Genomic DNA, 12,235 nt, shown 5'->3' with positions numbered 1-12,235 from the left:
AAACTGCGGAAAACAGAAGAAGCAACTTGAAGATTGTTTTAAATTATTTGAAGCTGACGCAAAGCAAAGTCAATACCGCCCTCGGTAGATTTCTTTGTAACAAAATCAGCAACGTTTTTCAAAGCTAAGCTTCCATTTCCCATAGCAATTCCTAATCCTACCAGCTCCAGCATATCCATATCATTATCCCCATCTCCAAAAGCAATGGCATTTTTAGAATCAATGTTAAAATAATCTAGTACTGCTTGAACAGCTATTGACTTGGAAACATCCTGCTGTAGTACATTCACAATATAAGGATGCCATCGCTGCCATAATATATTCGGAAATTGACTAACATATCTTTTTTCTCCCTGTTCATCTGTATATAGACACATGAGAAAAACTTCCTCATTCGTAATTTTTTCATTTATAACCGGAAAATCTCCCAAAGACAATGTTTCCTGCATAGCATGTAAAGCAGCTGGACTTTGTATGCTATTCATCGCTAGCTGCTCTGTAAAAAATGTTAAGCTATGCTGTTGTTCCATTGCAAAAGCCTCAACATTTTGGACAATCTCTTTAGCAATAGGCGTTTTATGTAGGACAAGATCATGATGTTTCACATATGCACCATTTGCCGTAATAAAGGTCTCTATCCCCAACTCTTCCAACTCACGGCACATGGATAAAGGTCTTCCTGTAGCTGCTACAAGGTGAATTCCCTTATTCTTTAACAAATCAATTGCCTGCTTTGTACTTTCTTCTACACAGCCATCCTCATAATTGATGAGTGTGCCGTCTACATCAAAAAACACTATTTTATAGTTCAACTTGAATCATCCTCCAAAACAATACTTTTGAACCACACAAAAAAAATCCCTTTAACGATTACTAATAAAATATTTGTACGTATTTCGACAAACTTTCAACCATCTATATAACTTACATTAACAGCACCGATAAATACTATTAAAGGAACAGTTCTAGTGACAATTAATTAATAATGTAATGATTATTTTTATTTTAATAATTCTAAAGAAGTATACCAAAGAACACAGAATTGTTAAAATAAAAGATAATCATTTAAATATATTGAATGATACTTTTTAACGAATAGATAGAACAAAAGAAATAATTTTCTAAAGCAGGCAAAGGAGTTGATTCTTATGGCATTTAACATTTATTACTACGAAAGTAGTGTAGATTGCAAATTTTGCAAAAGGCATTTTACAACATATAAAGTACGCCCTAATCGATATAAAATCATCGAGGAACAAACAGATTTCATGCCTGTTTATGATGGCCTAAATCCTTTGCTGTATGAGGTCGCTGTATGCCCACATTGTGGCTACGCCTACCACAAATCTATGACAAGGACTTATGGACCGTTCATGCAGCTCATTGATGAACTATACATTAAAGAGCTCCAAAAACCCATAGACATCTGCCAGGAACGTACAATCGATGATGCCATAATCAGTTTTAAGCTTGCTTATTTAGTATCCCGTGCTTCAATGGAAGAATCTCTCTTAATGGCGAATTTCGCATTAAAAATAGGTTGGCTATATCGTTTAAAAAACGATGAAGAATCCGAAAAACGCTACCTTTTTGCAGCAAGAGACTTTTATAGTAAATCCTTTGCATCCAATCAGGAGGGTGGAGAGAGAATTCAGTTTTTACATGCTGAACTAAGCCTCCGACTTGGTGATATGGCGGAAGCCCAAAAAGGCTTCTCTCGCTTAATCGCTGATAGAAATGTCTCGCCAAAATATCGAAAGCTTGCCCGTAATCGTTGGGAAAATTATAAATATGACGAACAACCTATAACAGTTAATGAAACTATTAATTAATGGGACGAGGAGAGGACTTGTAATGTTGCTATTTCATAAGAGAATAGATGTGAGAGAAGAAGATATATTTTCAGAGTTGCATCACTTTCTATTAAGAAAAAATAATCGCTACTTAACAAATGATGAGGTTGTCACTTTAACAGGAGTGTCCTCTGAGCTGCTTTTCAAATGGGTAAAAGCAGGAAAGTTAAAAAAATCAATTTTCCCTAATTTAGGTGCACCTTGTGAACGTTGTGGACAAATTACACAGGCTAAAATTTGTGTTAGCTGCTCCTCCTCCATTGTTGGTACGTTAAAACAAGAAGAAAAAGACCGCGCATGGTTCAATCAAATCCAACGTAACCATGTTAGAGCTAGTACGTACCATTATAAATAGCAATCGAACATCTTCATTAATCAAAGATGTTTTTTCTTTTTAACTGACCCTACCAAATTTAAACAAAATTTAAACTAACTCTTCCTAAGCTTTAAACTAAGCTCTCTATAATTAGTATCAACATAAAGAGAAGGACTGATTATCAATGAAGAAGGCTAGGAAGCATAAAGTTTTATTAAGTTTTGCACTGGCAAGTTTAATGACATTGAACGGCGTAGCAAGTGTCTCTGCAGCTGTTCCTGCAAAAGAGCAACAGGTCAATATAGAAAACAAATCTACAGTTAAACAGGCTAGGACCTCTAATGAAACATTACTTGATTGGAAAAAGTGGGTGAACGATCATGCTTACAGTTTGTCATCCATCCAACCTGAAGTATCGAGTGGAACGAAAATCCCTTCTAATCAATTTGAGGATTTGGAGATGCTTAAGCCGTTATTACACGATAAACGTATTGTTTTTCTAGGAGAGAGCTCTCATGGTGTGGCACAATTCAATCATGTTAAAACACGTTTAATACAATTTTTGCATCAGGAAATGGGCTATAATGTTCTTGCCTTTGAAAGTGGTATGGGTAATGTGATGAACGCCCAAGGGCAAATTGACAAACAAGCAGCTCTACAAACAATGAAGGATTCTATTTTTGGAGTTTGGTGGACGAAAGAAACATTGCCTCTGTTTGACTATGCAAAATCAACTCAAGCAACAGAACAACCACTTATACTTACTGGCTTCGATATTCAACAGCAAGGGGCATTTACGAACGGCGATTGGCTCCAGAATCCTAAGTTAGCTCAACAATTTAGTGAAGCTGAGAAACAACTAGCTGAATGGAGCTCCGGGAAAGATTTAAAGGGCTATCAGCAAGTAAAAGCTACAATCATAGATGTGTATAAACAAGTAAAGTCTCAAATTCAATTGAAAGAAAAAGAATTACAAGCGGCTTATCCAAACGAGTCTCATATTGTCAAACTAATGGAACGTACTGTAACAAATCGCATTCGCTTAGCAGACGAATATGTGGAGCTAACGATCCAGTCCAATATTGATATTGAACAAAATAATATTGAAACATTTTTAAAAACAATGGAATGGCGTGATCAATCGATGATGGAGAACTTACTTTGGTTAGCTGAGGAGGTTTATCCAACAGAAAAGTTCATCGTATGGGCACATAACGACCATATTCGTAAGGCACAATCGGAAGTAATGGGTTCCCCTTATCCAGTCAAATTAATGGGGGAACGTTTACCAGAAATCTACAAGAAATATAGCTATGTATTAGGTCTATATATGACTAGCGGAGAGACAGCAAATAATATGGGTGAACCGATGGCTGTTTTACCTCCTATCAAGGGATCTATTGAGGATATACTGTCTTCAACTAGTAAACCTTACACATTCATTGATTTGCGCAACCGCCAGAATGAACGAGGCAACTCATGGATGTTCGAGCCCCGCTTATCTTACAGTTGGGGTATGATACAGGAAAGCTTAGTTCCTCGCGATCAATACGATGGTATACTTTTAATTGATAAGGTGAATAAGCCAACCTATGTGAAATAATTTCATATATTAAAATAGCAAACTAGGCTTCCTAGTTTGCTATTCCTTTAAGTATCCATTGATATAGTATCCCATTCTTCATCTTGATAGCCCATCATCCAGAATAAGCCTCTACGTCTTTCCATCACAACACTTTCATTTAACGATAAAGGAGCTACTTGTCCATTTATTCGACTATCTACACAAGCCCAATGTAATCTGTAGATCTTATCTGCTTCATCTAATATCTCTTCCTTACTGCGCAATACTGTTTGCTTATAAAATTGTTCAAATGTTTCACAACGAGAAACGACCTGTATAGCATATTCACAATCACATACGTCGTCAGGGAAATCTAGCTCTTCCACAAGCCCTAATGCCCAAATGAGTGTCCAATAGGCTTCATACTGCCATGAAATATTGACAGCATCTTGAGGACTGGGATGCTGAGTCTCAAGAAAGAATTTTTCATGCTCTGTTAAAGATTCTTGCACCTCATATGTACGTAACATATTAGTGAAGAATTCTCTAGACTCTTCAATATTTCCATTTTGTGCTACATCACAGGCAAATTGAATAACAATCAACAGGGAAACTGCCCTTTTTGCAATTTCTTCTTGGCTCTTAAAGCGGCAACCTTCTAATGGTGGCAGTTGGGGTAGAGAAGTTGCATATGGGATTTCTTTGTCTGTTAAAAAGGCAATCGTTCTGTTTTTTCGTGTTTCCCCCTGCTCTGATGTCACTTCCTGACTTCTTATCTTCCTTGCACAGGCTTGAGGTCTAAAATTTGCAGGACCTGACTCCCCATTAGAATAAACAATAACGCTACCACTCTGATCCAGTAAAGTGCCATCCGGTAGAAAACCTACACCACCTATGCTTGCTAGCAGTCTCGTAAATAGTTGCATATGGTTTTCCGTTATCTCTTTATCCATTTCGATTGCAATGACTGTATTGAATACAGATATTTGTATCATAACCTGTTCTTTTAAATCTTCATCCTGAAAAGGAATTCTATCGTAATACCCCATCATCCCCGGGATGTTTTGAGTGAAATAATCTGGATTAGTATCTTCAAATAAAACGGTAATAGAACATCTGGATTTTTTGAAAAGCCCTTTGGATTTTACTAAATATCCACTATCACCTCGTTCAATGGTAAAGCCGTTTGCAAATACCTCTGCTATTTTGTCTTGAATATCATCCACATCATTTTTAGACGCAAATATTGTAAAATGATTCAAACTACTCTCTCCTTTGTTGCATAAAGCTTGCCAGTTTCCAATTATCCAAATGATTAAGAACTTGGCTAAACAACTGTCTATTTTTACGAAGAACCTCATGCTCATGCCAATAGGTCAGCAATGGCCGCCATTTTCCCTCGTCAACAATCGTCGTTGGGATTTTGCCTTGCTGCATCATATGCCAAATAGCTCTGATTGAGGTAATCCTCTCTGCCTCACTACCACTCAACCATTCAAGTAATATATCAGCACTAGGCTGTGACTCTGCCAACAGCATATCCCAACCATCGATTGGAAATGCCACATATGGCCTCATCCATTCTATGATGGTTGGATTGTGTAAAAGATGTAATCGATGTAAGGCAGTATAAGCATTAATCTTATCCTTTTCCATATCAGATAAAATGAATGCTAAGCCTTCATCTGCTGGCAAACAATGTGCCGTTAAATAATCACGCAACCAGTTGGGAATATCGCTTTTCTCTTGCCAAAGCTCTCTTACCCAATTTTCAGCCTCTTTTGAACATACCTTTATTAGCACTTCACTCCATGCCTTTTGATCTGATGGAGATAGCGCCCGCATAATTTTATGTTGGAGAGCCTGATACACCTTCTCTTTATCAAAATGCAAGAAGGCTTCCTGCACTTGAACTTCCTTTACGCCATGCATGGAAACATAATGAAGTAACGATTCTAGACTAGCTTTAGCCAATTTTAAATTAGAGCCTAAAAATTGCTTTAGCCATGTTAGCCATATTTGTGAGCTTGTCAGATGAATATCCAAACCATTTTCGCTACAAAATTGTCGGTGTTGCCCACAATCTACCCCAATACATCCTAAAGCTGTCATACTGTCAACATATGTATGAAAGCTGTCGGCAAGGAAATCAAATTCATCCTCTTCATGACTCCAATACCAAATCGATTCATCCTCTAGCTTGATAAGAAGCGCATCCCCATTACCTGCAGTAAAAAATTGTACGTATTGTTGTTCAAGATTTTTATCATCCCCGCCAAAGTATGGGAAATCTAAGTCTTTCAAGCTCCAGCCAAACTCACCTGATGGCGTATCAATCAGTTCGTTTGGCAAGATAGCCTCATCTGGCAACGACCAATAGATACTCACTTGTTGTGAGCTGGTTTGCATTGCTTGACGGAACTTCTTAGGAAGTTGTATACCAAGCCTTGACTCTACCTTGCGTAAATCTTGTTCACTAGCGACAGGTTGTACTTCAATTGGATGTACAAAGGCACCTTGTTGCTTCAGCTGTTTCATCAAAAAATTCCAACGATCAATCCACATTGTTGCTCATCTCCACATCGTGCTCAAATTTCCGTCTTTTTTATTTCTATCGTCAGGAAATCATTTACTAATGAGGTTAATTTTTAATTTAACTACAAAATACTCTTATTTTACTGACATCAAAGCATCCAAGTATGATAAATTACTCAACCAATTTAGTTCGTTCTTCTTAAGCTGTGTTTACTTAATTTTTTTACCTCCATCATAATCTTTGTCACATATTCTTCCTCTCGATTTTTAATAACGGCATCATAAATATATTCCTCATAAACGTATTGACCTAATTCATAGCCCTTTTCATGCATGACATTAAATAATCGTGTATATGTCTCTCCAAGCTTCGCAGAAGGTCCTACATGATAACCAATAACAAATTCACCCTCAATTGCTTTAAAATAAGGATGTCCTTCTCTTGGATTAGGTTGTTCAATATATAGATAGCTATAATTATCGTAATTTCCAGCTAAAACCTGCTCTCTCCTTGTCATTCCACCGATTGGATAACCTGTATCCAATTGAGAACGATCTAACTCCTCGATAAAATCCGATACAGCCTTTACAAACTGCTCTTCTGTAGAATCTTCGATATTTTTACTTAGATATAGTGTTTCTTCAGGAAAATATTCAATTGTAATATCGTCAAAGTTAAGGTGAAGTGCTTCCTCGTTTGTTTTAATTTTGACATCAATGATATTTTCAATCATTTCTAGCTCTCGACGTTTCTTTGCTACGATTTCCTTTTGCTGATGCATTAATTCTAAAAAATTTTCTGGGGATTTCTCCGCCATATATTGCTGAATATCCTTTAATGACATACCAACTGCCTTTAATAATTCAATGACACCAAAAAAATCATATTGTGCAAGTGAATAATAACGATAATCTTTACTATCTTTCATGATGGGAGATAACAAACCAATTTGATCATAATAAATTAATGTTTGTTTATTAACCTTACATATTTTGGCAAATTCACCCGTTGTAAAATATTTTACATTTTTATTAAGCATTTTTTGAGTTTCCTCCCTTGACTATATAGTAACTATATACTTTAAATTGTACCTATTCACAATAAAAATAGAAAGGTTTTGACATTATGTTCACGGAGATTCGTGACATTACAGCTTTTAACAAGCAAGAAATTTTAGCATTACGTATCGCTGATAATCAGCAACATTTTATTGAATCAACAGACCAATGCTTAGCAGAGGCAGAATTGGATCAACGCTTTACCCCCTTAGGTCTGTATAAAGATAACATCGCAATCGGCTTCGCTATGTATGGTCTATTCCCCCACGAAGATCACAGTCAGCGTGTATGGCTAGATCGCTATTTAATTGATGAACGCTATCAACAGCAAGGATTAGGTAAACATTTTTTACAGCAACTTATTCAATACTTAGCGGTAAAGTTCAACTGTCGCCAAATCTATTTAAGTGTGTATGAAAATAACGCTGTAGCCATTCAACTATATAAACAATTTGGTTTTATGTTTAATGGTGAACTAGATGACAAAGGAGAAAAAGTAATGGTGCTGGAGGTATATGGACATGACAACCATTAATCCAATTGAAACAAGACCACTAAAACCATTGTTTTTATCGTACTTATTTCCAGCAATGATTGGTATGCTGTTGATGTCTGTTAATATTTTGGTGGATGGTATTTTCGTTAGTAATGGCGTGGGACCATCAGCATTAGCAGGGGTTAATATTGCCGTCCCCATTTTCTCAATTTTGCTATCGATTTCTCTGTGGATCGGTATGGGAGGAGCTACACTTTACTCGATTTCTCTTGGGGAGGGGAATAAACAACGAGCCCACCAACTCTTTACATTGGCGTTCACTACGATGCTAATGGTCGTGATCACGATTATTGGACTTCTTGCGTTCAATCTAAAGGAGATTTCCTATATATTTGGAGCAAGCGACGTTACATTTCCATATGTGCAACAATACCTACACGTCATTTTACTCTTTGGTGTGTTTTACACGATTGAAAATCTATTAAGTATTTTCATTCGAAACGATGGTAACCCGAGACTTGCTATGCTTGGCTTAATAACGACGTCAGTATTAAATATTATCTTAAATTATGTCTTTATCTTTGTACTAAATTATGGTGTCACAGGCTGTGCCTTAGCAACAGCCATAGCTACTATTATAGGTACGTCTGTACTATGTCTCCATTTTTTCCGCCCACAATCTGAATTAAAGTTTGTCCCTTCATTTTTTAATCTGTCAGATTTAAGAAAAATTTTTGCTATTGGACTACCTAGCTTTATCGTAGAAGCTTCGGTAGCTGTTATCGTTATTTTATATAATGTGACCTTCTTACACTATTTAGGGGCAAATGGCGTTACAGCCTATGCCATGGTCAACTATATCCATACTGTATTATTAACAATTTTCCTTGGGATCGGTATGGCCCTTCAACCATTAGTTAGTTATCATCATGGGGCAAGATTAATAGAAAGATTAGTAGCATTATTAAAAATCGGCTTAGCTACTGCTTTTATTTTAGGGTTAACGACAGCACTTATTGCCATGTTATTCCCTTCGCAGTTAATGGCATTATTCGGAGATAGCTCATTTGAAATTCGTAGCATGGCTGCTCAAGGCTTTATTCACTTTGCCATTGGCTATGTATTTTTAGGTATTAATATGGTGCTCGCAGAATTCTTTCAATCTATAGAGAAAATTCGAATTGCTACAACCATTATGTTACTACGTAGTATTATTTTATTTATACCGACACTTATCCTATTGCCTAAATTCCTTGGCCCACAGGCAATATGGTGGACCTTTCCAGTAGCGGAGGGAATTACAGCCTGCCTTATTTACTGGTACATTAAGAAAAATCCACGGACGATTTCAACTTCCAAAATGCTTAAATAGAAAGAGACCTCACGAGATCTCTTTCTGTTTCTCTTAACAAAATTGCATTTTCAGAGTACCCTTTCCATCTTCCACTACAACTTCACCTACTGCTCCATTAACTAAAATTAATTGGGGTGTACATGGCCAATATCTACATCAGACTTGTTGATCTTTTATCAATTTAAATCCCCCCTTGAACATTAAATAAGGAACCATCTTGTATATGTGGATGATTCCTTTGTTAGATCTATTCTATTTGTTTCTCATTGGGTACCACTACTGCTTTCTTGTGAGGATCTTCCGAGGATGTTACCCCCAGAATATCAAGAAGGAACATAAATAGTGGAATACCTATAATCAATCCCCATACACCAAGGAAATGCTCTGAGAAGAGAATGACCATGAATGTGTAGAAAATCGGTAAATCAGTCTTTGCGGACATTAGCTTTGGATTTAAAAAATAGGCTTCAATAGCATGTAATACCATGACAATCACTAATATATAGACAATATACATCAAACCACCGATACTATAGGCAATAATACTTAGTGGAATTAATGAAATGATGACACCTGCAACTGGTACTAAGCCTAAAATGAAGAGCATGATACCAAGGGCAATCAAATGTGGGAAGCCCATAATAGAAAGGGCAATTACTGATAGCACACAGTTAACCGCTGCAATAATGAACTGTGCCTCAATTACTTTACCAAATGAGCGAATGAATATTCTTGAGAAATAATGAAGTTCATCATAAAGTGGTCCAACCTTACTATCCTTAAACTTTGCTGTGAACTCAATAATGCGCTTCTTTTCTAACAGAATGAACAAACTCAATATAAGTGAAATCAATATTTGCATAATGATTTTACCAATATTCGTAATATTTTTAAGAGTTAAATCTACACCTTGCTCTAAATATTTCCCAAGTTCAATTTTCTCAAAGGTAGGAGCTAAGTACCTAGCAATTTCATTATCATCTGGATCGAGATTAAAACTCGCAATTAGATCAAAAAGCTGTGTAATTTGTTGGGTCACAATCGGCAAATATTTGTATATCACTGCAACTATACCTGCAACAAGTAAAAGGTATAACGTTACCGTAACAGCTTTTTCATTCATCGGTACATATTTTTTAATACCCTTCGTCGTCTTCGTAGTAAGCTGATTCATCAAATAGGTAATAATAAACGTTAGCAGAATTAGATTGATCATACTACGCATTAAATATAAGGCAATAGCAATACCAACTAGAATTATAAAACGTTTAAATCCATTACTCCGAAAGAAATTAGTCATTTATTCACTCCTTCTACAAAACGGCCTCGCTGTTTCTGCTACCTAGGGCTACACTATCAACTAAACACAATAAAAAATTGAATTATAACAATACGCATCATTCTTATGTAAAAATTTCCCTCTTATTAATTAAGTATAGCCAGCTACCTTCAAAATAAGACGAAATTTATGTTTCTAAAGAAGTGTCTATATAAAACCTAAGGCGTGGGTGAATTGTATGTCTTGTCAAATTAAAATGTCAATACTTTTATCCTTTGTGAAAGCTTTATCAGCGTATAAGCCTACATTCTATGAATCTATTATAACCCTTTATAACAGCATATCCAATTTGTATGTTCTTTTATAATGGTATTTGTAAGAATCTTTTAATTACCGATACCTTATGTTAACTTGATAAAAGTACAATTTAGAAATAGATAGGACTGATTCCATGAAAATTTCAAGAAACCCTGAGAATATTCATCAACCCGTCGCTCCTTATGTCCATCAAATCGAAGTCACTGGTCCACATAGATGGTTAACCTTATCTGGACAAATTGGCATGCAACCAGATGGAACTATACCTGAAGACGCGGTAGCTCAATTGAAGTTAGCGCTAGAAAATATTAGAAAAAATTTAGAAAATGCTAATATGGAGGTTCGTGATATTACAAAGCTCGTATTTTATTTAGTAGGAGATATGGAAGCTAGTCAACGAAAGGAAATAATAGGTGATTTTTTGGGAGATCATCTACCTTGCATGACATTAATTTACGTAGTAGCACTGGCTAATCCCTCCTTAAAGGTTGAGATAGACACATGGGCTTGTAAGGAATTATAAAATCATTCTATGTTAGATTTTAATAAAGTGTGCAGTTTTATGTATTCCCCCAAGTACCCCTTTACCACTCCTAAAGGGGCACCGCTTCTTCTGCCATTCCTTCATACATTGTTTTATTTAAGTAATGTAAGAGTCGTTGCAATTGCATTGTCAACAAATGATCTTTGGGGCTGTGATTTCAGCATGACCGTTAACCCTATTAACGCAACAATTAAAGCTTGTGCTAATGATTTGGCATCTGTGTCAGCATCCAACTCACCAGTCTGGATTCCTCGTTCTATCGTCTCTTGAAAAATGACAGCTAAATAAAGTTGATGCTCTCTAGTCAAGATTTCAAATCTTTCATCATGAGGTGCCAGTTCTACCATTGTATTTATACAAAAACACCCCTTACTAATATCACCTGTATATTCTCCAGCAATTACATCTTCGAAAAAAATAGTAAATGCCTTTTTTACAGATGAATGACTTTGAAGTCTTGCTCGTATATCAGCCGCTCGAGATGTCGTATATTTACGAAGTGCTGCTTCAAATAGCTCCCTTTTATCCCCAAAGGTTGAATAAATACTAGGACGCTGAATCTCCATTCTAGCAGTAAGATCACTTAAAGAAGTCGCTTCATATCCCTTTTCCCAGAATAATTGCATAGCAGCTTCTAATACCTTTTCCTCATCAAATTCACGGGTTCTTGCCATTCAAATTTCACCTCCGTTATTTAAGGATTCGAGAGTAGGTCTTATATCTTTAAATACCAAGCAGTATGTATTTATTGTATTACCTATTGTTATTATTGTCAATTTCCACTTTATAAATCAAACCATTTATACATTATTTTTAATAAACCTTGACATGATAAATACGACTAAGATATATTTACCAATAATTATATTATACCGAACGGTATGTTATGATGACAATTCATTATGAAAGGAGAATAT

Annotated in this window: 12 protein-coding genes; 6 read left to right on the top strand and 6 right to left on the bottom strand. The window is 36.0% G+C overall.

Translation table 11 applies throughout. The annotated features are described in order from the left end of the window. Positions 1 to 38 precede the first annotated feature (38 nt). On the bottom strand, positions 39 to 812 hold the full coding sequence (locus SJW71_RS02135; RefSeq protein ID WP_274794853.1) for a Cof-type HAD-IIB family hydrolase: 774 nt from the start codon (positions 810 to 812) through the stop codon (positions 39 to 41). Positions 813 to 1,148: 336 nt separating this feature from the next. On the opposite strand from SJW71_RS02135, the gene SJW71_RS02130 reads away from it, so the two are divergent. The 3 genes from SJW71_RS02130 to SJW71_RS02120 all read left to right on the top strand — a co-directional run bounded on the left by SJW71_RS02130 (position 1,149) and on the right by SJW71_RS02120 (position 3,772). Continuing rightward, the gene (locus SJW71_RS02130; protein WP_431811699.1) at positions 1,149 to 1,832 is read left to right on the top strand and encodes a DUF2225 domain-containing protein; all 684 of its coding nucleotides are present in this window, start codon (positions 1,149 to 1,151) and stop codon (positions 1,830 to 1,832) included. Positions 1,833 to 1,854: 22 nt separating this feature from the next. Beyond that, a complete protein-coding gene (locus SJW71_RS02125; RefSeq protein ID WP_274794855.1) occupies positions 1,855 to 2,208 on the top strand; it encodes a hypothetical protein in 354 nt (117 codons plus the stop codon). A gap of 145 nt (positions 2,209 to 2,353) precedes the next feature. Beyond that, positions 2,354 to 3,772 (top strand): erythromycin esterase family protein, encoded by a 1,419-nt coding sequence (locus SJW71_RS02120; protein WP_431811698.1) that lies wholly within the window; start codon positions 2,354 to 2,356, stop codon positions 3,770 to 3,772. A 47-nt stretch (positions 3,773 to 3,819) separates the two neighbouring features. Here the strand turns inward: SJW71_RS02120 and SJW71_RS02115 are convergent, their stop codons facing one another. The 3 genes from SJW71_RS02115 to SJW71_RS02105 all read right to left on the bottom strand — a co-directional run bounded on the left by SJW71_RS02115 (position 3,820) and on the right by SJW71_RS02105 (position 7,308). Further along, positions 3,820 to 4,995, bottom strand: a complete 1,176-nt coding sequence (locus SJW71_RS02115) for a DUF4272 domain-containing protein (protein WP_407135377.1) — start codon at positions 4,993 to 4,995, stop codon at positions 3,820 to 3,822. 1 nt (position 4,996) lies between these two features. Continuing rightward, positions 4,997 to 6,298: an SMI1/KNR4 family protein gene (locus SJW71_RS02110; RefSeq protein WP_431811697.1), complete on the bottom strand. Its 1,302-nt coding sequence runs from the start codon at positions 6,296 to 6,298 to the stop codon at positions 4,997 to 4,999. A 155-nt stretch (positions 6,299 to 6,453) separates the two neighbouring features. After that, on the bottom strand, positions 6,454 to 7,308 hold the full coding sequence (locus tag SJW71_RS02105; protein WP_274794859.1) for a MerR family transcriptional regulator: 855 nt from the start codon (positions 7,306 to 7,308) through the stop codon (positions 6,454 to 6,456). Between the two features lie 86 nt (positions 7,309 to 7,394). On the opposite strand from SJW71_RS02105, the gene SJW71_RS02100 reads away from it, so the two are divergent. Beyond that, positions 7,395 to 7,862: a GNAT family N-acetyltransferase gene (locus SJW71_RS02100; protein ID WP_274794860.1), complete on the top strand. Its 468-nt coding sequence runs from the start codon at positions 7,395 to 7,397 to the stop codon at positions 7,860 to 7,862. Then, positions 7,849 to 9,195 carry an MATE family efflux transporter gene (locus tag SJW71_RS02095; protein WP_431811696.1) on the top strand — a complete coding sequence of 449 codons (1,347 nt, stop codon included), beginning with the start codon at positions 7,849 to 7,851 and terminating at the stop codon, positions 9,193 to 9,195. The genes SJW71_RS02100 and SJW71_RS02095 overlap by 14 nt, the downstream gene beginning before the upstream one ends. A 229-nt stretch (positions 9,196 to 9,424) precedes the next feature. Here the strand turns inward: SJW71_RS02095 and SJW71_RS02090 are convergent, their stop codons facing one another. Then, complete coding sequence (locus SJW71_RS02090; RefSeq protein ID WP_274794862.1) at positions 9,425 to 10,477, bottom strand: AI-2E family transporter; 1,053 nt, start codon at positions 10,475 to 10,477, stop codon at positions 9,425 to 9,427. 430 nt (positions 10,478 to 10,907) lie between these two features. Between SJW71_RS02090 and SJW71_RS02085 the strand changes: the two genes are divergently transcribed. After that, positions 10,908 to 11,297, top strand: coding sequence for a RidA family protein (locus SJW71_RS02085; RefSeq protein ID WP_431811695.1), 390 nt, complete (start codon positions 10,908 to 10,910; stop codon positions 11,295 to 11,297). Between the two features lie 113 nt (positions 11,298 to 11,410). Here SJW71_RS02085 and SJW71_RS02080 read toward each other — a convergent pair whose 3' ends face one another. Beyond that, positions 11,411 to 11,992: a TetR/AcrR family transcriptional regulator gene (locus SJW71_RS02080; RefSeq protein WP_274794864.1), complete on the bottom strand. Its 582-nt coding sequence runs from the start codon at positions 11,990 to 11,992 to the stop codon at positions 11,411 to 11,413. Between the last annotated feature and the right edge of the window lie 243 nt (positions 11,993 to 12,235).

The organism is Lysinibacillus sp. FW12 (assembly GCF_050817245.1).
Taxonomy (GTDB): domain Bacteria; phylum Bacillota; class Bacilli; order Bacillales_A; family Planococcaceae; genus Lysinibacillus; species Lysinibacillus irui.
The sequence above is the reverse complement of the archived record's forward strand: the minus strand, read 5'-3'. Positions and strand labels throughout refer to the sequence as shown.

Excerpts from the sequence above, each read along its gene's own strand:
- SJW71_RS02130 (WP_431811699.1), top strand. The coding sequence starts at position 1,149 with ATGGCATTTAACATTTATTACTACGAAAGTAGTGTAGATTGCAAATTT.
- SJW71_RS02125 (WP_274794855.1), top strand. The coding sequence starts at position 1,855 with ATGTTGCTATTTCATAAGAGAATAGATGTGAGAGAAGAAGATATATTT.
- SJW71_RS02120 (WP_431811698.1), top strand. The coding sequence starts at position 2,354 with ATGAAGAAGGCTAGGAAGCATAAAGTTTTATTAAGTTTTGCACTGGCA.
- SJW71_RS02110 (WP_431811697.1), bottom strand. The coding sequence starts at position 6,298 with ATGTGGATTGATCGTTGGAATTTTTTGATGAAACAGCTGAAGCAACAA.
- SJW71_RS02105 (WP_274794859.1), bottom strand. The coding sequence starts at position 7,308 with ATGCTTAATAAAAATGTAAAATATTTTACAACGGGTGAATTTGCCAAA.
- SJW71_RS02100 (WP_274794860.1), top strand. The coding sequence starts at position 7,395 with ATGTTCACGGAGATTCGTGACATTACAGCTTTTAACAAGCAAGAAATT.
- SJW71_RS02095 (WP_431811696.1), top strand. The coding sequence starts at position 7,849 with ATGACAACCATTAATCCAATTGAAACAAGACCACTAAAACCATTGTTT.
- SJW71_RS02090 (WP_274794862.1), bottom strand. The coding sequence starts at position 10,477 with ATGACTAATTTCTTTCGGAGTAATGGATTTAAACGTTTTATAATTCTA.
- SJW71_RS02085 (WP_431811695.1), top strand. The coding sequence starts at position 10,908 with ATGAAAATTTCAAGAAACCCTGAGAATATTCATCAACCCGTCGCTCCT.
- SJW71_RS02080 (WP_274794864.1), bottom strand. The coding sequence starts at position 11,992 with ATGGCAAGAACCCGTGAATTTGATGAGGAAAAGGTATTAGAAGCTGCT.